This is a genomic window from Alphaproteobacteria bacterium (genome assembly GCA_023898745.1).
Classification (GTDB): domain Bacteria; phylum Pseudomonadota; class Alphaproteobacteria.
In genome coordinates, this window is the sequence record CP060237.1 from 720,885 (window position 1) to 747,385 (window position 26,501).

The following is a 26,501-nucleotide window of genomic DNA, read 5'->3' on the forward strand; positions in this document are numbered from 1 at the left end:
TTTTTTATTATGCTGATCTTTTTCTATTTATATTCAAGCACTTTAAGAAAAGTAGTCAAACTCACTCCTCCGCCTTTAAATTTGCAGCGAGATTTTTGTAGAGTTAATCCACTTTCTTTTCATCAATCGCATTTTTCAGTAGCAGAATCGCGCAATATTCCTGCAGCTCCTTCAAGCTTTGAAGGCGTTGACAATCCAAAGGTGAGGACTGAGCTGCCTGCAGTAGAATTATTTGACACCCCTCCGCCTCCTACTCCTATTTTCAAGAGTGGCAAATCTGTGCGCAAAATTCAAAGTTTTGAACCCGCGATATTATTTTCAAATACATCTAACGCTTCTTGTATAGCAACTATTTCAGCAGAAGATGTTGCCAGAGAGTTAGTTAAAAAAGACATATGCCAAACCCTTCCAAAGTCTCAAAAAAAAATCACCTGGTGGGAAAATTTAGGTTTTGTTACTAAAAAAGGCGTAAGATTTGCTTCAGCTAAAGTGCTTCGCTTAAATATGGAAGATTTTTTGGCTTTGGATTGTGAATTTTCAGATTTAAGTAAGGGCGGTAGGGTCGTAAGCCTTGGTATTGTGCGAATGAACAATTTTCGTATCACTGATACCTACGATCAACTGATCAATCCTGGAAAGCCTATCCATCCGAAAGTAGAGCAGTTAACCAAACTAAAATGGAAGGATTTGGAAGAAGATTTAAAATCAGAGGGGTGGAAAGAATTAATAGGAGAGCCAAAATTTGAGGAAGTGGCAGAAGATATTTTAAGGTATATTCGGAATGCAAGAATATTGGTTTTTTTCAACAAATATAGAGATTTGCAATTTTTAAACAAAGAATTAGAACTTGCCGGGTATAGCTATAGGCTAGAAGATCGACATGAGACTGTTGATTTATCGGAACTGCCTGAATTTTCCCGCAAAAGCTTGTCTACAGCATGTGCTAAGCATAACATTCGAATACAGGCGCATGATGCATTATCTGATGCGCGGGGCACAGCTCAACTTTTCATCCAAGAGGTTCTTGAGAAGAAGTTAGCATTCCCCTTTGGTATTGATTTAAGTCGTTTTCATAACTTATCACCTCTTCTTCCAATATCAGAAACCCCGGGGGAGAATTTTTTTCGCAGGTCAGGTGTAAAGGGCGTTTTACCTGAAGCGATTTCTTTTTCTTCAAACTTTTTTGATTTTGATACAGGGTTGCATAGACCTTCCATTTTAACTTTTTTTGGCGGTATGCAAACAAATTTTAAGGGCGTATACGTTAGATCAGTTGATGGCCCTGAAAAGTCTTTTTACGGATCGCCTCACGAAACGGTTGATATTTTTCCTGGCAACCCAAAGACAACTTTGATTGGGGATATTATGAGTGCTTTGAGAGTAAAAGATGTCTTAGTAGATCATGAAAATGCCCATCAATTGACAGAAGTTTTCGGTGTGTGTGAAGGAGGGTTTAATATCAGGGCTTATTTAGATATTGAGTATTTAGCATCTATACCACTTGATCCTAATGTGAAACATCTAATTCTTTTGTTAAATGATACAGGAAGGGATCGAAAAAGTTTAAAAGAGACTTTAGCAAAGCCTTTAGAGCGTTTTTTTAGTCGACAGTTTTTCGAATTTATCCATATGCCCTACGCAGACAGATGTTTAAACGATTACACCATCAAGTTCGATAAAAAAGATTGGACTATTTTTTCCGATACAAGAGATGATGATAAGCGCTATATTAAGGCGCGTAAGGATGGTGAGCACGATTTGTCTATCACAGCTTATTTAAGCGACAATCGTGTTACAGTAGATGGCGTTGATTTATCAACTTTAACCGAAAGCCTTTTAATTGCGCAGCCAAAAATTGATGTGAGGATTGCTTTTTTAAAAGCTGGTTTAGATAAAGCAATTCATTTGACTGGCGTGTCAAATGATCAGCTAATACGAAATATGCTTCATATGATTCCTCTTAGCAGTTTAAGAGATTTAAGCTCTTTAGGTATGGTAGAGTTTTCAAAAAAACTGATTGAGCGTGCGCAGTTTGTGCAAAAAAATTCTTTAGGTGCGACGTATCTTGAGGGTCGAGGAATAGAGGACTTTAGTGGATTACGCTGGATGCCAGGTATGTTCAACAATTTGCTGAAAGAATATTTTCCCGCAATTTGTGAGCCATATTTCAATAGAGATGGGGTGATGGTTGCGGCAGAATTTATTTTTTTTCAGCATGACGGAAGTCGCTTAAAACATCCGGCAGGCAAGTTGACCTATGGTATTGCTAAGGGCGCTTTCTCAGATGTCACAAAAGGACCAATTGTTTTGCATGGGGAATATAAAGCCGAATCTTTGGTTGAAATTTTTGTAGAGTCTGTGATTGATGGTTACAACCTTTTTCAAGTTTTGAATAAATTAAAGAAGGAGAATACTCAGCTTTTTGCCACTGTTTGTAAAGCGCTTGGTATTTCAAATGCGTTTCGCATAAAAGCATGTGGTGGGATAAGTGAGTTTATTCATACGCCTTGTGAAAAGAAAACCAAGAAGGTTGTGATTATAGCTGACAAGGACAAGCCTGAAAATGTAGATGCAAAAAGGGAAATACGAGAAGCGGTTGAAAATTTTATTAACAGGGGATGTGAAGTGTTATTAACAGTTCCGATCGGTTCCTCAGAAAAGCTTGATATCAATGATGTTTACTTACAAGCTCCATCTTCTCAAAGAGAAGAAAAGGTTGCGGAAGTCTTATGTCAGGCATTGAGAATCTACAAGGCAAGTGATTTGGGTGAGAATGAAGAGCCGCTAGATAAAACCTTAGAGCGCGTAAGGATGCAAGCTGCTTTTTTGCACGCTTTGCCTAACAAACCCTCTAAAAGACTTCAAAAACTTCTTGCGCCTATTGTTGAAGAGCAGCTTTTGAAGCGGGGCAAAAGTTGATATTTTCTATAAAATCCTTTCTAATAAGTAAAGATAAATACACATTATATTAAAATTATGCAGTACTCTTATGTTATGAAAGGTCTGGGCAAGGCATTTCCTGGTGGAAAGCAGGTCCTAAAAGATATTTGGTTATCATTTATACCAGGTGCAAAAATTGGAATCATTGGTTCTAATGGGTCTGGAAAAACAACCTTGATGAAAATCATGGGCGGCACAGATCAAGATTTTACTGGTGAAGCTTGGGCGGCTAAGGGTATAAGAGTTGGATACTTACCACAAGAGCCAGAGCTAGATTCGTCAAAAAATGTGTATGAAAATATTCTAGACAGCTTGGCGTATGAAAAGGGTTTATTAGATGAGTTCAATGAGGTGTCGGCGAAATTTTTAGAGCCAATGTCTGACGACGAAATGAATGATTTACTTGAAAAACAAGGAAGGTTGCAAGAAGAGATTGATGCGTTAGATGCATGGAATTTAGAAAATCGCATTGAAGTAGCCATGACAGCATTAGGATGTCCTCCAAAAGATGCAAAAGTTGATGATATTTCAGGTGGTGAAAAGCGTCGTGTTGCATTAACAAAACTTTTGCTTGAAGAACCGGATATCCTTCTTTTAGATGAGCCAACAAACCATTTAGATGCATATTCGGTGAACTGGTTAGAGCGTTATTTGCAAGAATACAAAGGTACTGTTGTTTTAGTAACACACGATCGTTATTTCTTAGATAATGTTGTTTCCTGGATCTTGGAGCTAGATAGAGGTCAAGGTATTCCACATGAAGGCAACTATTCTTCCTGGTTGGAGGCTAAAGCAAAGCGTTTAAAGACAGAGCAAAAAAGTGAAGATGCTCAAGCGAAAAAAATGCAACAGGAGTTGGAGTGGATTAAACAGACACCAAAAGGTCGTCAAACAAAGAGCAAATCCCGTATCACAGCATTTGAAAAGCTTAACGATAACTTCAATGATCGCATTTCTGAAGGAAGTATTGTTATCCCCGAAGGGCCTAGACTTGGAGAGAATGTAATTAAAGTTCAGAAAATTTCCAAAGGTTACGATGGTAGAATATTATTTGAGGATTTGAATTTTGATATTCCGAAGGGCGCTATCGTTGGTGTGATTGGTGCGAATGGTATGGGAAAGTCAACATTCTTACGTATTGTGACAGGTCAAGAAACAGCAGATAACGGAGGGGTGTCTATAGGGGATACAGCAAAATTGTCTTATGTGGATCAGTTGCGCACAGATTTGCGAGGTGAAAATACAGTTTGGGAAGAGATTTCAGACAAGAATGATGAAATTGATTTGGGTAAAAAATCTATCAATAGCCGTGCATATTGTAGCTGGTTTAATTTTAAAGGCGCAGATCAACAAAAAAAGATGCATCAATTGTCAGGAGGAGAGAGAAACCGTGTGCATTTAGCGAAACTGTTAAAGTCTGGTGGAAACGTTATCATTTTGGACGAACCAACCAATGATCTTGACATTGCAACTTTGCGTTCTCTGGAGGAGGCGTTGCTAAATTTCCAAGGGTGTATAATTGTAGTTTCTCACGATCGTTTCTTTTTAGATCGCATTGCCACGCATATGTTAGCGTTTGAAGGAGATGGAAACGTTGTCTGGCATGAGGGAAATTTTCAATCTTATGAAGAAGACAGAAAAAGACGCTTAGGAATTGAAGAGAATGAGCAAGAGCGTTTTAAATTTAGAAAGTTTAAGCATTAGTTATGAGAATCGTCCTAACAGCCGGCGGAACAGGTGGGCATATTTTTCCTGCTAAAGCTGTGGCTGACGCTTTGAAGCAAGAAGGACATACAGTTCTTTTTATTACAGATGAGCGTGGGCGAGGTTATACAAAGTTATTTGAATCTTCTAGAATCTTGACGCTAAAATATCAGTCAGGTTTTTGGGGAAGAATAAAACTTTTATGGAGGCTGCTTGTAAGTACGTTTTATATGATTTCGGAGTTCAGAAAGTTAAAGCCACACAGGGTTGTAGGTTTTGGCGGATATCCTTCTATACCGGCTGTTTTAGCTGGGCAATTATTAAGAATTCCAACATTCATTCATGAACAAAACGTTCATTTAGGTAAAGCGAATCGTTGGTTGTCCAAAGGAGCAAAGAAAGTTATTGGATCATTTGCGAAGACGCCGACAGCAACGTTTTTAGGGAACGCTGTGCGAAAAGACTTTTTTGCGCTTAAGCCATATGCAGTCCCTTCAAAGAATTTTAATATATTGATTTTAGGAGGCAGTTTAGGTTCGCAGATTTTTGGCGCAGTTGTGCCTAAAGCGTTAAAAAAGCTTCCAATTGTTCAACAAAAGCAAGTGAGTATTGTGCAGCAATGTCGACCAGAACTTGAAGATATGATTCGCGCAGAATATGAAGGCTTTGCTGGAAAATATACATTAAAAGGTTTTTTAGAGAAATCCGCAAACGAGATGGATAGTGCAACACTTATAATATCAAGGGCAGGAGGTACGACGATTGCAGAAATTTGTGCGGCAGGACGCCCAGTGATTTTAGTGCCGTTTGCAGCCTCTAAAGAGGGTGATCAATTTTATAATGCGCTTTTTATGAAGGAGCAAGGCGCTGCTTACACGTTGTCTGAATATCACTTTAATGCGGACAATTTGTATAAAACTATTTCGTATTTAATGAATCACAAAGAAGAGTTAGTGGAAATGGCTCGTCATGCAAAGCGTTTAAGTCAACCTAAAGCTGTGGCAAAGATGCTGGATATGATCTTGAAGGAATCTTAATTATGCGCATCGTTTTTATGGGAACAACGGATTTTTCGTTAGAGGCTTTGAAAGTTTTGCATGAAAATGAACTTAATATTGTATGTGTTTACACAAAAACACCAAAACCAAAGGGTAGAGGTGCGAAACTAGAAAAGACAGTAGTGCACGAATATGCTATCGAGCATGGGTTAACAGTTGAAACACCAAAGACACTAAGAACAGAAGGGGCATTTGCGGTGCTTAAATCGTACGCGCCTGATATAATTGTGGTAGCGGCATATGGTTTGATTTTGCCCAGAGAAGTTTTGGAGCTGCCAAAACATGGATGCATCAATATACACGGCTCTTATCTTCCAAGATGGAGGGGTGCCGCGCCAATTGAGCGCGCTCTCTTAGCTGGAGATAAAACAACAGGTATTACAATCATGCAAATGGATGAAGGTGTGGATACTGGTGATATTATTTCAAAAGAAAAAATAGCTATTGGGTCGGATGAAGATTTTACTTCGTTGTTTAATCGTTTGAAAGTTTTGGGTGCGGCTATGATTTTGGATGTGGTGAGAAATATTGATCACATTAAAAGAGTAAAGCAGCCAGAGGTTGGTGCTACATACGCACATAAAATAGAGTCGCAAGAGTATATCTTAAATCCTCAAGATTCTATGGAAGTGAATTATAATAAAGTGCGCGCACTTAAGAAGGGGTGTAAGTTTTTTTATCACAAGGATGAATTTTATATCGTACATAAAGTCGATTATATTTCTTCTGAGGATAGAGAAACGCTTTATTTGCCTTGTAAAGATGGATATCTTGAGATTTTAAAAATCCAAAAACCTGGAAAAAAGGTGATGGATGTGAAGGAATTTTTGCGCGGTTTGCAGGCGTAAAAAGAACCGTTATCACGAGGCGCAAAGCGCCGTGGTGATTCTCATTCGCCATGACGGCGCCATGCATTAAAAATGTTTCATCTTACTCGGCGCAACGCCAGCTCTTTCTAATGACCTTCGCCTCCAGCGTTGTTTCCACTTTTCCCGCCACTTGCGAGACAGTCGCTCAGTCCATTTATTTTTCCAGCTTGATTCCCAGCGCAATTTCCAACGTTCTCTCCAGCGTTCCCATTTTCCAGTCCATCCTTGTGGTTTGGTTTTTATATGTCTTTTTAAGTTCATCTTGATATTCAAACATTAGGTTACAAATAAGTACGTGCAGCTTGTTAATAAAATATTAATAAGGTTAACATAAATATATAATATATTTATTTAAAATTATGGTTATCGATAAAGAAAACACCCTAAAGAGGATTATTGACAATGGCACTGTATCTTCACAATTTTATGTTTTAATGAGCATTTCTGCCACGATTGCGATCGCAGGCCTATTGCTAAACGCATCTTCTTTTATTATTGGGTCTATGTTGATCTCTCCTTTGGGAGGGTCTATTGCTTTACTAGGCTTGTCGTTAGCGCGATTGGATATGACGCTTTTCAAGAGAGGTCTTGAGTGTCTTGTAACTGGCATGTTGCTTATTTTGCTTATTTCATTTTTGGTCACATACTTTTTTCCATCTAAAGATATTACACCTGAAATACTGGTGAGGACACATCCAAATATCTACGATCTCCTTGTATCAACGATCGCAGGAGGTGCGTTAGGTTATATCATGGTGCGTGAGGATTTTCACACAAATGCTGGTGTGATCATTGGTGTTGGGATTGCTACCTCGGTTGTGCCACCTCTTGCAACAGTGGGATATGGTTTCGCTGTGCCAGATTACACGATCGCAAAAGGTGCTTTTGTGTTATTTTTTAGCAACATCTCTGCAATTGCTTTGGGTTGTTCTTATATCTTTCGTTATTTTCAGTTAAGCGAAAGCAATAGATTTGTCTATTATATTTTTGCAACCTTTGTTGTGCTTGTGGTTTTGTCATTTTTGTATCTGCACCTATAAAAGTTATATGATATTAGAAAGGTATACCGCCATCATCAAATACGATAAACAAGATGATTTTAAAAGAAAAGTTAGATAAGATTTTAGAAAAGTTTAATGCATTAGAAGAGCGCTTAAAAACGCCAATTGAAGATTCAAAAGAATTTGTCAAAATATCAAAAGAATATGCAGAGTTAGAAAAGATTGCAATAAAAATTAAAGAATATCAAGATTTCCTAAGAAAAAAGACAGAATCAGAAAAATTATTAAAAGATCCTGATTTTAAAGAGTTAGCGGAAATTGACCTCAAGGATATTAAGCAAAATATCGAAGCATTGGAAGTAGAGATAAAAATCCTTCTTTTGCCTAAAGATGTGGATGATGAGAAAAACGCTATCATTGAAGTAAGAGCGGGCACAGGTGGTGAAGAAGCTGCACTGTTTGCAGGTGTTTTATATCGTATGTATAAGCGATATGCTGATTTAAAAGGTTGGGCTGTGGAAGAAATTAGCATGCAGCAAACAGATATGGGTGGTGTAAAAGAAGGTGTGATGGTTGTATCGGGTAAGGGTGTGTTTGCGCGCTTAAAGTTTGAATCAGGTGGGCACCGTGTACAACGAGTTCCTGAAACAGAATCATCTGGGCGTATTCATACATCTGCAGCGACAGTGGCGGTATTGCCAGAAGTGGATGATGTGGATATTCATATTGAAGAGAAAGATCTGAAGATCGATGTGTTTCGTGCATCGGGCGCTGGTGGACAGCATGTCAACACAACAGACAGTGCTGTGCGCATTACACACATTCCAACAGGGGTTGTGGTGAGTTGCCAGGATGGTAGGTCGCAGCATAAAAACAAAGCGCAAGCCATGAAAGTCTTGAAGTCACATATTTATGAAGCAGAAAAAAAGCGTAAAGATGCAGAGCGGGCGGAAAATCGCAAATCTCAAATTGGTTCAGGTGATAGATCTGAGCGTATTCGGACATATAATTTTCCACAAGGTCGGGTGACAGATCACAGAATAAATCTAACATTACACAAAGTTGAAGCTGTGGTGGAAGGGGATGCATTGGATGAAGTAATCGATGCATTGATTGCAGATGACCAAGCAAGAAAACTGGCTGAAGCGTCTCTCTGAAGCTGGGATTGAGAATCCAGCAGGGGAATTGCGATGCATTCTGCGTCATCACGAGGAGCGCGGAGCGCGACGTGGTGATCCATGGATGACCACAGCCCCTGCCGGGCTTCGCCATGACGACGCGATACTCGAAGAAATTATAACAAGACGATGCGCTCGTGAACCCTTAGCAAAAATCCTTGGTTATAAAGGGTTCTGGAAAGATGATTTTTTAACAAATGAACATACACTCGATCCACGTCCAGATTCCGAAACTTTAATAGAGGTGTGTTTGGATTTGTATCGTTATCCTGACGCGCTTTCACTCCGTCATTCTGATATGCTTTCACTCCGCCATCCTGAGCGCGCAGCGCGAAGGATCTCTTTGCAACATACGCAAGAAGACCCTTCGGCTGCGCCTCAGGATGACGATATGCCTAAAAAAATCCTTGAGCTTGGCGTTGGAACGGGCTGTCTCATCCTGTCTCTCTTGAAAGAGTTTCCTGGTGCAACAGGAGTAGGTGTGGATATTTCTGAAGAAGCGCTTAAGATTGCGAGACAAAATGCACTCCGTCATCGCGAGATTCTCGAAGAGAATCGTGGTGATCCATTTCTGGATGGCCAAGATCCTCAAGGGGCTCGCCATGACGATGCGGTTAGCACTATAGGGCGATTAACTCTTTTAAAAAGTGATTGGTTTAATGCACTCCGTCATCCTGAGGTGCAGCCGAAGGGTCTTCTTGAGTTTGCTGTGAGAAGATCCTTCGCTGATGCTCAGGATGACGGAGTGAATGATCAAGATGACATTGCGAAGTTTGATTTAATAATCTCTAACCCACCTTACATATCAGAAGATGAGCAAATCAACGAAGAGGCAAAATATGATCCAAAGCTCGCGTTATACGCTAAAGACAAAGGTTTAGCAGCCTATAAAATTATTTTACGTGATGCGTCTGAGTTTTTAATGCCAAATGGATATTTGGTTTTAGAAATTGGCCCATCCTGGGATATCTCGCAATGTAAAACAGAGTTGACATATATAAAGACAGTGAAAGATTTGGCTGGGCATGATCGTGTGGTGGTGTTTCGTAAGACGTGAACAGAATGGTGTCGTCATGGTGAGCGAAGCGTGGCCATCCATCCGTCTTCGCATCTCGCCATAGCCCTTCAGGCGATGGCGGATAACTACGACGAGATGATTTATCATCGAGTCGGAGCGTGTGAAGTAGATGTCTCGCCGAAGCTCAAAGAGCGTAGGCGGACTACCTCCATGGATCACCACGTCGCTGCGCTTCTCGTGATGACGTTAAAGGGGCAAATCCTCAAAATTACAACACTTCTCCAAATCAATCTTCGGTTCACACCAGCTTTGCTTTGTTCCCCCATCATAAGAAAATGCACATTTATTCTGTATCAAAAGCTCAGTATAATTATACTTCTTATCTTTAATGGTTATAATAACGGTTGCATTCACGCGCCCGCCATATTTATCCCATTTAAGATCCAATAGCTCGATTGCATCAACAAAATCAAATAGGTCTTTAGCAAAGTCTGTTGCTTTTTGCCCCAAAATTTTTTCTTGTTCGCATTTTCCACGAAACCCTTTTTCTGGCGTGTCTATACCTAACACTCTCACAGAAAGTTTCCGCAATTTTGGTGTTAATGCGGGATTTTTAGGTAACTCAAAACTAAATGTATCTCCATCAAGAACTTTGGTGAATTTCCATCCTAAATCTTTTACATATAACGCTTTTTTCTTATCGGACATTCCTGAATCTTTTACATATAACGCATTTTTCTTATCAGACATTCCTGAATCTTTTCTCTTATCAGACATTTTTTAAAACCTCAAATTATCTATATTGCAAATGTTGTCTACATCAATACATCTGGCGCACCAGCTATCTTTTTGATTGCCGTAATACTCAACACCACATTTGTTATCCATGAGCAGTTCGCTTAAATTATATTCTTCGCCTTTGATAGTCAAAATGACATGTGCATCAACGCGTCCGCCATATTTATCCCAGCTTAAATCTCTTAGCTCAATTTTTTCTGTTAGCTCAATAAGCACTTCTACAAAGGCTGTTGCTTTATCGCTCAGCTTTTCCTCTTGTGCACATTCTGCCCTAAAACCTTTTTCAGGTGTGTCTACACCTTCAAGGCGCACAGAAATTGTTCGTAATTTATCTGTGAGATATTGTGTTTCTGGTATGCGGAATTTTAAGGTATCGCCATCGATCACCTTAACAAATTTCCATCCAAGCCCCTCAACATACAAAGTTTTTTTCTTACGATAGTACTGTCTATATTTTTTGTGTTTGCCTTTTTTAGACATATATTGTGTATATGATTTATTTCGTATAATTATATCATATTTTTAAAATAAAATCAAGAAAAAATTTTGTAAACGTTATGAAGGGCGATTGAGATCATTATCACGATATGCCGCGACTCGTCATCACGAGGAGCGTGGATAAAAATCGTCATCACGAGGAGCGCAGCGACGTGGTGATCCATTGAGATAGTCCACCTACGCTCTTTGAGCTTCGGCGAGACATCCACTTCACACGCTCCGACTCGACCAGTCTCGTCGTAGCTAAATTTTGCTGAAGGCAAAATTTGCGAAGACGGATGGATAGCTACATCCACCTGCGGTGGATTCGTTATGACGATTCCTCGTTTGCCAATGAGGATGTCCTCACCCAAAACGCCTTAAACTCTTCCGCACTAATATCGCCGCCTTTCATAAAAGCGCCTTGATAATGCACCCCAACAAACTTTATTTCAGAAAAATGTTCATGAAGAGCATTACGCACATCTTTCAAATTATTCTGTTGATCATCCACCAAAACAATCGTCTTGAAAGCCGTAAACTTCATTTTCTTCAAAAAATCCACCAACACAGCCCCTTTGCGATCATCATTTTGTGAAAATAAAATCCCTTTATAAAATACAGGATTCTCAAGATCTTGTTTAAAGGTATGATCAAAATCAATGCCTAATCGCTTCAATCCTTCGTATTTTACTTGTTTCACAGATTCCACAGGCCCAACTTTTCCAGACACACATGCGGTAAAGAGAATAGTCTTCATATCAAAACTATTCAAAATCTCTAGCGCATCCTTCTCAATGAGCAGCGCTGGGTCTAAAACGGTTGCAAGCGTTCTCGTCAAATATCCGTTATTTACCATGACATTATAATATGTCAGCAGATTTCTAGCGATAGCAGGATATCGTACCGCTTGGTTGTCTGGAAATGTGAGCGTCATATCTATGTCAAACAGGAGTAGGGTGGTGGTTTTGTCTGTGACGGATGTGTCAATGATAGTTTTTGCATGGGCTAAGGTCGTTGCAATTTTGAATTTGGTGTTGTTGGATGACACATATATATGTGTGTACTTAACTTATATGGAACGGTATGGAGGGTTAATGTGGAGTTAATTTAGCCCAGCCGTCCTCATGAGCCTTGTAAAACAAGGCGCGTGGTGATCCATGGATGGCCACACCCCCTTCGGGGGCTTCGCCATGACGATGATGATGTGTCATCACGAGGAGCGCAATCACATCATCATTACGAGGGGCGCAATCAAACTGTCATCACGAGGAGCGCAATTATAAATGTCATCACGAGGAGCGCAGCGACGTGGTGATCCATTGAGATAGTCCACCTACGCTCTTTGAGCTTCGGCGAGACATCCACTTCACACGCTCCGACTCGACCAGTCTCGTCGTAGCTAAATTTTGCTGAAGGCAAAATTTGCGAAGACGGATGGATAGCCACATCCACCTACAGTGGATTAGCTATGACACATCCTGCTTTAACCAACCCAAAACACCCCACGACACAGAATTTCACATTTTTTTGTATTTTTTTTACATAGCTCCTTGTTTTTTTAATTTGCGTCATGTAATAATAAGTCATTGAGTGATTCTTGACACTCTACATGTGTAATTATGAATTTAAGGAGAGAAAAATATGTTATTATTCTTAGAAGCTGGATTTACTGCTGGTGCTACATTTACTGGAGTAAACGCTCTAAATGTAATGTCAAAAGGATCTTCGCTTGTTGCGAAAGATAAAGGCAAAACAGGGAAAGAAGATGCTAAGGCGTATGCTGATGAAAAAGGTGAACCTACTGATGATATCAAAAAAGCGCAAACTGCTGGAGACAAGTTCGGTGGAGCAGCGCAATTAGACCTTGGTTGGTTCCACCCAATCAGCTCTAAAATTGGCGTTCATGCAGTTTTTTCTGTTGGTTCACACGCCTTTACTAAAGGCGCTATCAGAAGCAAGACTGACTACGTAAATGAAACTGACGCGAAAAAAAACAAGCTGGCTTTAGAAGCTGTTAATAAAGCGCTTCAAATGACTTTTGACAAGGATGGTAAAGTCTCAGCTGATTCTGATGATGTTAAGGCTGTGTTTGGAGATGTTAAGCCAGCGGCTGTGAAAACAGTTGTTGATGCGATCACGCTTGATAGTAATAAAATTAAAAAGGCTGAGTCGGGTACAAAAGCTAAATTAGAGGCTGCAAGAGATGCTTTGGATGATGTGTCTGGAGACAAAGAAATTGAAGCTGCTATTAACTATGACAAGAAGTCAGCTCCTGGTGTGTTCTTACAAGTTGCTGTTAAACCAACTTACATGGTGACTGATTCCATCGGTGTTCACGGTATCATTGGTGGTAAGCTTACAATGAGCAATGACTCCATGATGGGAAGTACAAAAGCATTTCACATGCCAATCGGAGCAGGTGTATGTTTTGCTGTAGCTAAGAACTTCTACTTAAATGCAGAAGCAACTTATCACGTTAACCTTAACAGTGAAGCAAAAGATGATGCGAAAGCTGAAGAAAAATCTAAGTCAAATCTTGGAAAGAACGTTTCCGGATTTAACGTTGCTGTAGGTGGTACTTACGCATTCTAATGGCACTTTAGAGAGTTTTTCTCTAGGTTAATCCATTAAACCTTTTATCCTCATCAAAAATTCTTCGGAGTTTTTGGTGGGGATTTTTTTTATTGTGGGGACGTAAGATCGTCATCACGAATCTTGCGCAGCTCAGACGTCATCACGAGGCGCGTAGCTCTACACCGTCATACGAGAAGCGGGGCTCTACACCGTCGTCATCACGAGGAGCGCAGCGACGTGGTGATCCATTATGGATGGCCACACGCTCTTCGAGCGTTCGCAATGACGATACGCCACGACCCCGTCATCACAACGCAATGACGCGGCATTCTCAGACGTCATCACGAACCTTGCGTAGCTCAAACGTCATCACGAACCTTGCGTAGCAAGGTGTGGTGATCCATGGATGGCCACAACCCCTTCGGGGCTTCGCCATGACGCCCACTAAGCCTTCCCTACAAAATCCCCAAAATTATGATATAATAGAACTAGGAAATATCATACCCAAATCCATGTATAAAAAGCATTTCAACAAACCGCACGTTTTAAACAAAAATGCATTTAGCAAAACATCCTACAAAGAAATCACCAAAGATGAGTTTCTTAAATCTTCCGGAGCAGAATGTGCGCCACAGAAGTCTCTGGAGGATAAAACAACAGAGTGTAGCACCGATAATCAAACTTGCTGTCCTCAGCCATCTAAACGCATTTCACATATGTATTTGAAATAGAAAGATTGCGAGAGTTCGTCATTGCGAGCGTTCGTTAGAACGCGTGGCAATCTATTGTGGATCACCACACCTTGCTACGCAAGGTTCGTGATGACGTTTGAGCTACGCAAGGTTCGTGATGGCGTCTGAGAATGCCGCGTCATTGCGTCGTGATGACAGGGTCGTGGCGTATCGTCATTGCGAACGTTCGAAGAGCGTGTGGCCATCCATAATGGATCACCACGTCGCTGCGCTCCTCGTGATGACGGTGTAGAGCTCTGCTTCTCGTATGACGGTGTAGCTGCGCTCCTCGTGATGACGATGCAGCTGTGCGCCTCGTGATGATAACTATAGCATAAACCGTGCTAATTCTTGATTCTCAGGCAATGACCCTAATTTCTCTTTCACATACGCTTCTGTGACCTCAATAACCTTATTCTTTTTCATCAACTCTTCGGGGTCAAAATATACTTCATCCAGGATTTTTTCCATAAGTGTATGCAGTCTACGTGCACCAATATTGGTGATTTCGTTGTGGGCTGCAGCATGTTCGCCAATAAAGTTGATTGCTTCATCTGTAAATTTCAACTTAAGACCTTCGGATGCGATCAGAGCTTCCGCTTGTGCAATTACGCTATTTTTTGGGAATTTAATGATTTGCAAAAGATCATCTTTGGAAAGGTGATTCAATTCAACACGGATTGGGAAACGACCTTGAAGTTCAGGAATAAGGTCTGAAGGTTTTGCGGTATGAAATGCACCCGCTGCAATAAACAAAATATGATCTGTACGAATAGCACCATATTTTGTGGAAATGGATGTTCCTTCAACAATTGGCAATAAATCTCTTTGCACGCCTTCACGACTCACGTCACTTTGCTTGTGGGTTACATTGCTGCTTGTGCAAATCTTATCGATTTCATCGATAAATACGATACCACTTTTTTCCACAGCTTGTTTGGCTTGCGCAACAACTTCAGATTCATTAACATAACGATCTGCTTCTTTTTCTGTGTAATATTCAAGAGCTTTTTGAAGAGGCATATTAGTTTGAGAAGTTTTTTCTGTATCTAAATCTTTAAAAAAGTTTTGAAAGCTAACTAGATCACCCACAACAAAATCTTTAGATTCGGAAATTTCAATTGTTTCGCTATCCATCTCACCGTTTTTAATCATACGAATTAACTCTTCATCTGTTTGAGAGGCGTATTCTTTTCTCTTTTTTAAGATAGCTGCAAGTTGCTTTAATGCAATGCGTTGCGCTAAAACAATGTATTTTTGACGCATTTTACGACGTGTGATTGTTAAAGCTTCTTCCATAAGATCACGGATGATTTGCTCAACATCGCGCCCAACATAACCAATTTCTGTGAATTTTGTTGCTTCAATTTTAATGAATGGCGCATCTATCATTTTCGCCAAACGGCGCGCGATTTCTGTTTTTCCTACACCAGTAGGGCCAACCATTAGAATATTCTTTGGGATGATATCATCTCTTAAATTTTCGTATTCAGGGGTTAAATTTAATCTACGCCAGCGATTGCGAAGGGCAATAGCAACAGATTTTTTTGCATTATCTTGGCCAATGATATATTGATCGAGATATTTCACAATCTCTTTAGGTGTCATGTTCGTTTCAAGCGTATCACTCATTGTTTTTATTCCTCTTCAATAGTATAAATTATAATTTTTCTACGCGGACTTTCGTGTTTGTATGGATACAGATTTCGCCAGCAATAATTAATGACTCGTGTGCAATTTTTTCAACAGGCAAATCGGTAAATTCTGTTAAGGCTCTTGCTGCAGATAGAGCAAATGCGCCACCTGAACCGATAGCAGACACTTCTGTTGTTTTTCCTTTTTCTGTAGCAAAGTTTTCTGGGCGAATTGCATTACCCATACCATCCATAATGAACGTATCTTTTTTATCAGCAACGATCATCATAGCTTGTTTTTTTGAATGCGCATCTTGTCTGAATTTTTTGGACAACTGTACAACAATTTTCTCTAGATCATATGACTCAATATTTTCGCGAATATAAGCCTCAAGCTCTTCATAAAGAAAAATCGCATCACATGTAGATCCCGCAAAACCTAATAATACTTTAATCATCTGATTTTTTTTGTTCTTGACAGAAATCACTCTGAGTTTGTTCGCAGAATTTTTCATGATTTGTTCGCCAAGTGTAATCTGACCGTCGCAAGCGATTGCAACTTTGTTGTTGCGTCGCACGCAAACAATTGTTGTACCATCCCAAATTTTTTCTGTCATAGATTATATATATTAGTTTTCGTTACTAATATTATATTACAAAATGGGCTAAATTGTAAGGATTTTGTTTAAAAAAATAGCGCTTTTATATAAAAAATAAATTATTTTTTTGTTTTGAAGTCCTTGACTCGCCTGATTCTCGGGATTTTCTTGATGAAGATTAGTCTTGTGTGGGGGTTGTTCGGGGTGTTCTTTGATTTAAGGGGACTTTTGTGTTTGGTATGGAAAGTTTTATTTTTTTATTTTTAAAATGCGTCGTTAATTCTGTATGAGTTGGCCCCTCATTTTCAATTGTAGGGAGTAGAGCATTTATTTCATCAATAGAGCTTTCAACTGTAAATGGTAGTTGGTCAATTTCATCTTTTGCAAGCATCACATCATTTACGAATAATGTATCTTTACTTTTTTGCACATCAACAATTAAGATATTTTTTTCTTTTAAAAGTGGACGGAAGAGCTCAAGTTTTTCTTTGAATACCAAGACTTCAAAGGTTTTCTTATAGGCCAAAAGTTCAACAAAAGCATATTTATTGCCCTTCTGAGAAACGCGTTCAAACACATTTTTTACAACACCTAGTTTCCGTGTATCAGATAGTCCTAAGTAATCTAAAAAAGGCTCATAAGGTGATAATGGGTGGTCACTTAAATAAAAGCCTAAAACAGACTCTTCTTTATCAAGGCGTTCTTCAAGCGTATAATCTGGGGTTGTATTTTTTAAGAACTCTATGTTCTGGGTTGTAATCTCATCACTAAAAAGTGTTTGCTGGGTAGATTTTTTATCCGCTTGCACAGAATCTGCCCATCCCAAAAGCTTTTCAACATTGTCGAAAATCTCTTTTCTGTTTGAATGCAACACATCAAATGCACCTGAAAGGGCTAGACTTTGAAATTGTCTCTTATTGAGATCTGACTTTGGAATACGTGTTAAAAAGTCCGCCAGACTCTTAAAGGGACCGTTCTTAGAGCGTTCATGGATGATTTTTTCAATAAATGCCTCTCCTACATTTTTTATGGCTTTTAATCCATAGCGCACACTTTTTGCTTGCGCAGTGAATTCGTCAAATGAATTATTCACACAAGGTGGTTTTAATGCAATTTGAAAAGCTGTAAATTCAGAGAAATGACTCTTTAATTTATCTGTATTATCACCATCCAGTGTCATAAGAGATGCGATAAACTCTTCCGGATAGTTGGCTTTTAAATAAGCAGTTTGATACGCAATAAGAGCGTAGGGCGCAGAGTGTGACTTGTTAAATCCATAACTTGCGAATTTCGCCATCAAAGCAAATATTTGCGTGGCTGTATCCTCAGGAATTCCATTTGCTATAGCGCCCTCAATAAAGATCTTCTCTTGTTTTTCCATTTCTGAGAGAATTTTTTTACCCATTGCGCGTCTCAAAAGATCCGCTTCTCCCAAAGAGTAGTTTGCAAGTTTTTGCGCGATATGCATGACTTGCTCTTGGTAGACCATGACACCATATGTTTCTTTTAATATCGGCTCTAGTGAAGGATGAAGGTATGTAATTTCTTGTGTTCCATGTTTTCTCTCAAGATAATTTGGAATATCATCCATAGGTCCTGGGCGATATAAGGCCACAAGTGCTATCAGGTCCTCAAAGCGGTCTGGTTTTAATTTAGACAGTACATCACGCATACCATGAGATTCCAGCTGGAATATTCCCCCAACTTTTTGTGGTTGCGCAAGAAGCTCAAATGTTTTGCGGTCATCAATTGGAATATCATTAATATTAATACCAACCTTATCGCAACAATGCTGAATAACTGTAAGTGTTTTAAGGCCTAAGAAGTCAAACTTTACCAGTCCTGCAAGTTCAGCATATTTCATACTGAACTGTGTTGCTGGCATCGTTGTATCTTCTTCTTGATAGAGGGGGGTAATACTTGAAAGGCTTTTTCCACCAATCACAATGCCGGCAGCATGTGTGGATACGTGACGATATAAACCTTCAAGCTGCATGCCAATTTTGAAAATATGCTTAAGTTGCTCATCCCCTTCAACACGCTCTTTGAGTTTTTCATCTTGCTCCAAAGCTTCTTCTAAAGTTGTGAAGTTCGGAATCATCTTGCAGATTTCATCAGTGCGTATATAAGACATTTGTAAAACACGCGTAACATCCCTTAACACACCTTTTGCTTGCAATGATCCAAAGGTGCATATTTGTGCTACTTTATCTGTGCCATATTTGTCTTTTACATACTCAATAACTTCATCGCGCCGATATTGACAAAAGTCCACATCGAAGTCAGGCAAAGATACGCGCTCAGGATTTAGGAAGCGCTCAAAGAGCAAGTTATATTTGATGGGATCTACGTTTGTAATTGTTAGTGCCCATGCCACAACAGATCCAGCTCCAGAGCCGCGACCAGGTCCAACAGGGATATTTTGACTCTTAGCCCACTTAATAAAGTCAGATACAATCAGAAAGTATCCAGGGAAACCCATTTTGTTGATAATACCTAACTCAGTTTCCAATCTTTCAAAGTATGGCGTTTGACCTTCTTCGCTCATGCCTTCTAAGCGCTTTTTTAAACCTTCATATGCTTGCTTCTTAAGATACTCTTCCTCCGATGTTTCTGTCTGGTAAGGTGGTAACATAGGTTCATTTGATTTCAGCAAAAATTGACAGCGTTGCGCAATAATCACTGTATTCTCAAGAGCTTCCGGGATGTCTTGAAATGCATGTTCCATTTCATCAGTAGATTTAAAATAATGATGCGGTGTAACTCTGGGTCTATCATCTTCTATCAAATATCGCCCTTCGCCAATACATAGTAAGGCGTCGTGCGCATCATAATCTTCAGGCGCTCCAAAAAATACCTCATTGATCGCTACAAGAGGGATATTGTGTTCATACGCAAGATCAACACGCTCATCTTCATCGACCGCATTTTTGCCATATCTGGAAATGCTTATATAGAAACGATTTTCGAATGTGTCTTTTAATGAAATGGTTTTAGGGCAGCCAATGGCAATCAATCCTTCGTGATGTTCTTTTAAGATATCTTCGGGTATGATTTTATAAGATTCCTCGGATAAGTAAGAGTCAGATACAAGTTTCATCAAGTTTTGATAACCTGTTTCTGAGGTGCATAACAATATAAGTGTGCGATCGTGATCTAGGAAGATTTTGCAACCAATGATAGCTTGGATATTTTCTTTCATACATGCTAAAGAAAACTCAAGTGCGCCAAAAAGGTTATGTGTATCTGTAAGCGCAACAGCAGGCATCCCTTTGTTTTTACAGGTTTTGACAATCTTAGGGATAGAAATTGCACCTTCGCACAGGGAGTAGGGCGTGTGCACATTTAAATGAACAAACTGTTTTTTTATGTTTTGTGTCATACCCGCTTTCCTTCGTCATCCTGAGAGTTAAGGGAGCTTCCTGTAGTTTCGCTCAGGATGACGTTTAGATTAACTGGTGCCACCGATGAGAATCGAACTCACGACCCCATCCTTACCAAGGATGTGCTCTACCACTGAGCCACGGTGGCCTCACCTTATGATAGCACAATTAGGTTTAATCTATAAAAGAGCATTCCACCCAGGTAAGTCGCATAAGTTAAAACCCTTTGACGTGCGAGTATTTTCATATTCTTCTTCGGTTGTCGTCTCTCTTAAGAGTTTTAAGTATTTTAAGTTTTTTGTCTCAGCGTATCTTTTAAGTAGATCGCTTTGAATATGAAATTTTGCAACTTTTTTACCATAGTCGCAATTTTGTTTTACAAAAGGGCATACAACTTCTTTCCAGAAATCCAAGTGCCGCTGGGTGACATTGTGGATTCGTCCAATATCCTGAGCGATTTCAGGAGCGGCTGTAAAGCCTTTTTGCTGGGCAAAGCTTTGAAAATTTTGAACGGCTTTTTCAAACTGATCTCTGTATTTACAAATTGCTTTTTTATCATCTTCAAATCGCGCTCTTGATATTAACCCTTCAAAAAAACTCTCTTGACTAATCATAGGAGGGAAGGTTGTAAATTTAGATTTTGCGGGAGTGTGATACACTGGAAATATATATTTTTCTAATGCAAATGCCTCTTCAAAGGCTTTATCTCCTGCACAAACCATTGCTGTAGAGAGGCGTTGAAGGTTTTCCCAAGTAGTTTGGTTTATATAAGCATTTGTTTTTATTATTGTAATTTCAGTGTCTTCTTCATGACTTTCGCTGGTAATGCTAGGATCTTTAATAAATAAAATAATTCTCTTATTTTTAAAAGCTTCTGAGCCTTTTAAAACATTAATTAAGTGCTTTATAAAGCTTTCGTCAAAACCATATGAAGTGGCAGCGAATATAAAGGCTATATTTAATAACATTTTTTTAATTTCTAAAATATTTTTTGATGAGAAGATTTTTTGCTTCCATATATCCTCTACAAGGTCAATTGTTACCTCTTGCTCTTGGAGGGAGGGGGTATCTAAAAATATCCCTTGATTTAAAGTTCCAAGGCTCGAATCGGAAAAACCTAAATCTCTTGCCAATAAATGCGGCACTTGTCCGAAAGAAGATTTTATACCCACTTTAGAACATATAGTGCTTGCGCCTATTTCTCTGTGAAATACATCAAATGCATCAGAATTATAAGGGCCATTGTGGGACACAAGATGAGAAACACTTTGATGAATGGGGATTTGCTCACTGACAGTATCGAACAAAATTTGACTTTCAATTTCTGCAAAAAATTCTTTTAATTTTGAGTTTACTAATCTGTCTTTAAATATTGAGGCTCTCACTTTCATTCGATCAATTATTTCTGTTTCTCCATAATCATCATATTTGCCCACAAAGAAAAATTTACATTTTTGAAATAAGTTTGGAGCTAAGGTATGTTTTAAGTGATAAATCATATCGACACCGTGATAAAAATCTCCCCATCCATCAGCAAGAGAAATCACGTAATAATGAGGAATTACAAATTCATCTCGAGAAAGTTCCATTTGAATTACATCAAGGGGTTGAGATGTGTGTAAGATCAAAAATAAAGATATCATTCGATTTTATTTAATAGTAGCTTTTACTAGATGAGCGTAGACCCTACGTGATAAAATTTCAAGGGTTATTCCTGTTTTAAAAGCTCTTTGATGCTTGCAATAGATCCCATCAACTGAGAAGACTCATATGGCACAATGATTGTTTTTTGGTTCTCAGCTTCAGCCATTTTTGCAAAAGCTAGGACATACTCTTTAGCAATGAAATACTGTAATGCTTGAGGTTTGCCCTTAGAGATAGCATCCGACACAGTTTTTGTCGCAAATGCTTCAGCTTGTGCTAGACGTTCTTTAGCTTCTGCTTCTAGTAATTTTGCTTCTTTAGATGCTTCAGCTTGTAAAATTTCTGCTCGTTTGAAACCTTCAGCTTTTTGAATTTCGGATTCGCGTATACCCTCTGCTTCAAGGATTTTTGCTCTTTTATCACGTTCTGCTTTCATTTGACGGCCCATTGCCTCTAAGAGATTTTGTGGTGGCTGAATATCTTTAATCTCCACACGTGTGATAATAATACCCCAAGGTTGTGCCGCTTCATCAATTACAGCTTTGAGTTTAGCGTTAATTTGATCGCGATGAGACAATAACTCATCTAGATTTAGCGCTCCCATTACCGTTCTGATATTTGTCATGGTTAATAAAGTAACAGAACTATCAAGATCTGTGACGTTATAGACAGACTTGTAAGCATCAATCACTCTATAAAAGATAATTCCATCTACATGTACTGCAGCATTATCCATAGAAAAAACGTTTTGCCCTGGAAGATCTAAATAATTTTCCATCATATTCACTTTTGCCCCAACGCGCTCAACAACCGGAACAATAAAATGAATACCTGGGTGTAAAATGCGATTAAATTTACCAAATCGCTCAATGGTATAGTTGTATCCTTGAGATACAATCTTTAGAGACAATGATACACAGATAAAGATAAACCCAATTACAACAAATATAAAGTTCATAAGTTATTTTCCAGAGCCATTTAATGCAGTTTACAAAAATTCTGCGAAAATAAACAGACTTGTTAAGTTTTTACCCTACAAAGAGCAAGGTTATTTTTTCTGCTTTGATTTTCCTAATTGCAATTCTGAAAGTCTTTTCCCATCTTTATAGTGTGTTTGTGTTGATGTAGTTGGCATTTTCCCATTTTTTATAAAATATATGATTTGATCGAAAAGTAGACGCTCTTGATTGCTTATGTTTTCACAGGTTGTTTTATCGGGGTAAAGGTTAATGATTAAATTACAAGCCTCTTCTGTGTTTCGAATATCTCTTAAGAGTTTTGCATGCATGTCTCTCAAGGCTTGCATTCTGTCATCCTCAGAAAATGGTCGAACTGCTGAAACTAAAGTCGGAATTGTAGGCAGAGCTCTGGATACTAATGATGGTACAAGAAATCGAGTGCAGCAAAACAACATAAACATTTACGCCACCGTCACTGATTTAGCCAAATTCCTTGGTTTGTCAATCGAACACCCTAATTTTAAGGCGCTGTAGTAAGCGAGTAATTGAATCGCCGGAATAAAAGAAAATGCCATTAAATTTTCATCAGGAATATGCGGGACAATCAGAACATGAGCATTTTCATGTTCAACAATAACGTCTTCATTATCTGTGATGATAAGCACGTGCGCGCCGCGTGCGAGAGTTTCTTGCACATTAGAATATGTTTGAGCGTAAATATCACCTTTTGGCACTAAGGCAACTACAAGGCTGTCTGTATCAATAAGCGCCAGAGGTCCATGTTTCAACTCACCACCTGCATAAGCTTGCGCATTTAAATAAGAAATTTCTTTTAGCTTTAAAGCTGCTTCTAAAGAGAGAGGAAATTGCAAATGCCGCCCAATAAAGAAAATGTTTTTGAAATGAATTAAATTTAAAGAAAACTGCTCAACTGTGTGTGCGCATGAAAGCCCAGCTTTGAGAAAGCTTGAAAAACTCGGCACATCTTTTTTCTTATGAAAAAGATTCGCAAGATAATACAAGATAGCTACTTGTGCGGAGAATGCTTTTGTAGATGCAACACCAATTTCAGGCCCTGCACATAAGGGGATAATAAGATCAACACATCTTGCTAGCGTGCTATGTAAGACATTGATAATACCAATTGTTTTTATATTATGTTTTTTGATAATTTCATAAGATGCTAGAATATCAAATGTTTCGCCAGATTGAGAGATAAAAATACATAAATCAAAATCTTTAAGTGGCATGTTGCTATGTTGGAACTCAGATGCAATCTCAACGCACACAAATATATCGGCAATAGATTCAATAAATTGCTTACCTAAAAGTCCCGCATGATAAGATGAGCCGCATCCAACAATCAAAATACGATTGGGTTTTTGGATATCAATCTCTGTATTTTTTAAGTAAGTTTCTAACTTTTTGAGCACACTTGGCTGTTCGTAAATTTCTTTAAGCATGAAATGCTCGTATTTACCTTTTGTGGGCTTAATCATGTCAGCAGATATAGTGGAGAATTGAGGTTCTATCTTGATTCCGTCTTTATCGTAAAGCGTAAGCTTTTCATGATATTCTAAGATTTCAAAGTTTTGAAGATATGCAATTGGTTTGTCTGTGAGAGGCATAATATCTGATGCCACCCAGACTTCTTCATCGGATCCTGCAAAAATAAGTGGACTTTGGTTTCGTGTGGCAATTAAACGTCCATCAGAAAATAAAATGACAAGCGCATAAGCGCCTTTTAGTGTTTTATGTAAATTCTTAACGATGTCCAAAGGGGCGATATCTTGTTTTAGAAGAGAGTAGATAAGTTGTGTGATAACCTCTGTATCTGTTTCTGTTTTAAATTCAGCACCTTCTTCTATGAGTTGTCGTTTAATATCTTGGTAGTTTTCAACAATGCCATTATGTACAACAGATACACACTCAAGACTGTGTGGATGGGCGTTAAGCTCTGAAATACCGCCATGTGTTGCCCAGCGCGTATGCGCAATAGCAAAGTTTGTTTCTTTTTGGATTTTTTGTATTTTTGAAGAAAGACTTTGAATTGGACCTGTGGCTCTGATTGTTTCAAGATGTTTTTCTTCATTAATAAATCCAATGCCAGATGAGTCGTACCCTCTGTACTCTAAAAATTTTAGCAGACGGATAATTTCTTGAATTTTGATAGATTTATGTCTGTTTGCAAATCCGATTATCCCGCACATTTATATCGCCCCCTTGTGTGTTTTGGAAATTCAAAATAGACAGTTGTGCCTTGAGATAGCTCAGACTCTATCCATATCTTGCCATTATGATTCTCGATGATTTTCTTGCACATTGCAAGACCAATGCCTGATCCTTGAAAGTCGTTTTTATTATGCAAACGCTTAAACATAGAAAATAATTCATGAATATAGTCCTTATGAATGCCCATGCCATTGTCTTTAATAAAGAATCGATCTACGTTTTCATTATAAATATATCCAATATTAATAATAGGCACTTTCTTATTATTAAATTTCAACCCATTTCCTATAAGATTTTGGAATAGCTGCATAATTTGTGTTTTATTGCAGAAAATTGTCTCAGGCAGATTGTCTTGGACCTTTATGATAGCGCGTTTTTCCTTTATTTTTGAAGATAAGATATGAAATACATCTTGCAAGATTTCATGCGTTGAAATTTCTTGTGCATTTTGTGAATGCAACTCAAACTCAGAATAACGCAAAAGATCTTCAATTAAATTTTTCATATAATGTGCGTTTTTAATAATAAGATCTAGATAATTTTGCGATGTTTCATCTAAGTCTTTGCGACGCATTTTTAACAGCTGTGAAAAACTTGAAATAGTTCTAAGTGGTTCTTTCAGGTCATGTCCGCAGATATGTGCGAAGCGCTCAAGGTCTTGGTTCGATTGTTTAAGGCGTTCAACAGTTTTTAAGGTATCAATTTTTTCTTTTTTGTTATGTGTAGAATCTATAGCTGTTACGAGGGTGTAGGGGGATTTGGAGACAAGAATAGGATCAAAATACCACTTAATGAAATGCCCTTTAACAATAGACTCATCATAAATTTTTTCTCGATCTTTGAAGCATTTTGCGTTGATAGGTTTAATAAAATTCAAAACAGCATCATCTTCAAAAAACTCAATCCATGCTTTGTTTTTAAATTGAATACGAGATTTTGGATCAAAAATTGCGATTGGCAGAGAGATTTGATTTAGAAAGCGATAATTTTCAAAGATAGAATTTTCTTTCACTGTAAGTGGTGTGATTATATAAGCTGTAACGCAATATGTGTTGTCCGCATCAACAATTTCCATAAATTTGGATGATTCAATTTTAAATTTTTTCTCCGCAATCAAAGCTTCGGCAGAAAATGTATCAGAGTGCTGTTCAGGAATTCCAAAGAAATCCCTAACTTTTGCACTATTTAACTCAGCTTCTGGAATGAAAGATGTGTGGGAATAAAAGTTTTGCCCATTATCCAAAAGAAAAAAATCGTCTTGTAAAAATAAGTCAAATAAGTACTTATCAAAAATAAAGTTACGTAAAATTCTCTTTGATGTATCCATCAAATCATCCAAAATATCAATTTTAAACTCTAGAGTTGCGTAAGTTTTAAGTTCGTGGAATGCGGGTGCGAAATCTAAATCTGAAGAAGGTTGCATAACAATGAGAAGTTTATACTCATTAGATAAATGGAGATGCGTAATTTCAAAAGTTTTATCTGTTGTTGCGTATAAATCCCACGCTTCAGGTTTGTCTTGATAAAACCTTAAAAGATCTTTTGCAGGAATTTCATGATGACCTATACTCCAATAATGCTTTGTGTCTTTGCTATGTGAGAGGAGCAGGGTATGGATTTTTCGATTATGTTTTGTAGATAAGTATGCAAGAAGCTTTTGAAGCACGTCATTTTGTTGACATATGTATACATTATATAG

The 26,501-nt window shown here is 38.5% G+C and carries 20 protein-coding genes and 1 tRNA gene; 9 read left to right on the plus strand and 12 right to left on the minus strand.

Going from position 1 to position 26,501, the window contains the following annotated elements; all coding sequences use genetic code 11:
- Positions 1-9 precede the first annotated feature (9 nt).
- From H6850_03595 to H6850_03625, 7 genes are all read left to right on the plus strand, one after another.
- A complete protein-coding gene (locus H6850_03595; protein USO02171.1) occupies positions 10-2,919 on the plus strand; it encodes a 3'-5' exonuclease in 2,910 nt (969 codons plus the stop codon).
- Between the two features lie 48 nt (positions 2,920-2,967).
- A complete protein-coding gene (gene ettA, locus H6850_03600; protein USO02821.1) occupies positions 2,968-4,644 on the plus strand; it encodes an energy-dependent translational throttle protein EttA in 1,677 nt (558 codons plus the stop codon).
- Positions 4,645-4,646: 2 nt separating this feature from the next.
- A complete protein-coding gene (locus tag H6850_03605) occupies positions 4,647-5,681 on the plus strand; it encodes a UDP-N-acetylglucosamine--N-acetylmuramyl-(pentapeptide) pyrophosphoryl-undecaprenol N-acetylglucosamine transferase (protein USO02172.1) in 1,035 nt (344 codons plus the stop codon).
- A 2-nt stretch (positions 5,682-5,683) separates the two neighbouring features.
- Positions 5,684-6,550 carry a methionyl-tRNA formyltransferase gene (locus H6850_03610; GenBank protein USO02173.1) on the plus strand — a complete coding sequence of 289 codons (867 nt, stop codon included), beginning with the start codon at positions 5,684-5,686 and terminating at the stop codon, positions 6,548-6,550.
- Between the two features lie 380 nt (positions 6,551-6,930).
- Positions 6,931-7,611: a DUF389 domain-containing protein gene (locus H6850_03615; protein USO02174.1), complete on the plus strand. Its 681-nt coding sequence runs from the start codon at positions 6,931-6,933 to the stop codon at positions 7,609-7,611.
- 53 nt (positions 7,612-7,664) lie between these two features.
- Complete coding sequence (gene prfA, locus H6850_03620; protein USO02175.1) at positions 7,665-8,729, plus strand: peptide chain release factor 1; 1,065 nt, start codon at positions 7,665-7,667, stop codon at positions 8,727-8,729.
- Positions 8,692-9,807: a peptide chain release factor N(5)-glutamine methyltransferase gene (locus H6850_03625; protein ID USO02176.1), complete on the plus strand. Its 1,116-nt coding sequence runs from the start codon at positions 8,692-8,694 to the stop codon at positions 9,805-9,807. Before prfA ends, H6850_03625 begins: the two co-directional genes overlap by 38 nt.
- A 207-nt stretch (positions 9,808-10,014) precedes the next feature.
- Here the strand turns inward: H6850_03625 and H6850_03630 are convergent, their stop codons facing one another.
- From H6850_03630 to H6850_03640, 3 genes are all read right to left on the minus strand, one after another.
- On the minus strand, positions 10,015-10,545 hold the full coding sequence (locus H6850_03630; protein ID USO02177.1) for a thermonuclease family protein: 531 nt from the start codon (positions 10,543-10,545) through the stop codon (positions 10,015-10,017).
- A 3-nt stretch (positions 10,546-10,548) separates the two neighbouring features.
- A complete protein-coding gene (locus H6850_03635; protein USO02178.1) occupies positions 10,549-11,046 on the minus strand; it encodes a hypothetical protein in 498 nt (165 codons plus the stop codon).
- Positions 11,047-11,374: 328 nt separating this feature from the next.
- Positions 11,375-12,094: a DUF2608 domain-containing protein gene (locus tag H6850_03640; protein ID USO02179.1), complete on the minus strand. Its 720-nt coding sequence runs from the start codon at positions 12,092-12,094 to the stop codon at positions 11,375-11,377.
- A 593-nt stretch (positions 12,095-12,687) separates the two neighbouring features.
- Here H6850_03640 and H6850_03645 point away from each other — a divergent pair.
- Together H6850_03645 and H6850_03650 are read left to right on the plus strand one after the other, a co-directional pair.
- Positions 12,688-13,638 carry a hypothetical protein gene (locus tag H6850_03645; protein USO02180.1) on the plus strand — a complete coding sequence of 317 codons (951 nt, stop codon included), beginning with the start codon at positions 12,688-12,690 and terminating at the stop codon, positions 13,636-13,638.
- 494 nt (positions 13,639-14,132) lie between these two features.
- Entirely contained in the window at positions 14,133-14,351 is a 219-nt protein-coding gene (locus H6850_03650) for a hypothetical protein (protein ID USO02181.1), read from the plus strand.
- Positions 14,352-14,678: 327 nt separating this feature from the next.
- On the opposite strand, the gene hslU is transcribed toward H6850_03650, so the two are convergent.
- The 9 genes from hslU to H6850_03695 form a co-directional block, all read right to left on the minus strand.
- Entirely contained in the window at positions 14,679-15,959 is a 1,281-nt protein-coding gene (hslU, locus tag H6850_03655) for an ATP-dependent protease ATPase subunit HslU (protein USO02822.1), read from the minus strand.
- Between the two features lie 52 nt (positions 15,960-16,011).
- On the minus strand, positions 16,012-16,590 hold the full coding sequence (gene hslV / locus H6850_03660; GenBank protein ID USO02823.1) for an ATP-dependent protease subunit HslV: 579 nt from the start codon (positions 16,588-16,590) through the stop codon (positions 16,012-16,014).
- Positions 16,591-16,762: 172 nt separating this feature from the next.
- On the minus strand, positions 16,763-19,966 hold the full coding sequence (gene dnaE / locus H6850_03665; protein ID USO02182.1) for a DNA polymerase III subunit alpha: 3,204 nt from the start codon (positions 19,964-19,966) through the stop codon (positions 16,763-16,765).
- Positions 19,967-20,040: 74 nt separating this feature from the next.
- Positions 20,041-20,115 (minus strand) — tRNA-Thr (locus H6850_03670).
- Positions 20,116-20,146: 31 nt separating this feature from the next.
- Positions 20,147-21,610, minus strand: coding sequence for a hypothetical protein (locus tag H6850_03675; protein USO02183.1), 1,464 nt, complete (start codon positions 21,608-21,610; stop codon positions 20,147-20,149).
- Between the two features lie 65 nt (positions 21,611-21,675).
- Complete coding sequence (locus H6850_03680) at positions 21,676-22,569, minus strand: SPFH/Band 7/PHB domain protein (protein ID USO02184.1); 894 nt, start codon at positions 22,567-22,569, stop codon at positions 21,676-21,678.
- Between the two features lie 90 nt (positions 22,570-22,659).
- Positions 22,660-23,031, minus strand: a complete 372-nt coding sequence (locus H6850_03685; GenBank protein USO02185.1) for a hypothetical protein — start codon at positions 23,029-23,031, stop codon at positions 22,660-22,662.
- Entirely contained in the window at positions 23,032-24,780 is a 1,749-nt protein-coding gene (gene glmS / locus H6850_03690; protein ID USO02186.1) for a glutamine--fructose-6-phosphate transaminase (isomerizing), read from the minus strand.
- A complete protein-coding gene (locus tag H6850_03695) occupies positions 24,768-26,468 on the minus strand; it encodes a hypothetical protein (protein ID USO02187.1) in 1,701 nt (566 codons plus the stop codon). The genes glmS and H6850_03695 overlap by 13 nt, the downstream gene beginning before the upstream one ends.
- Positions 26,469-26,501: the final 33 nt, after the last annotated feature.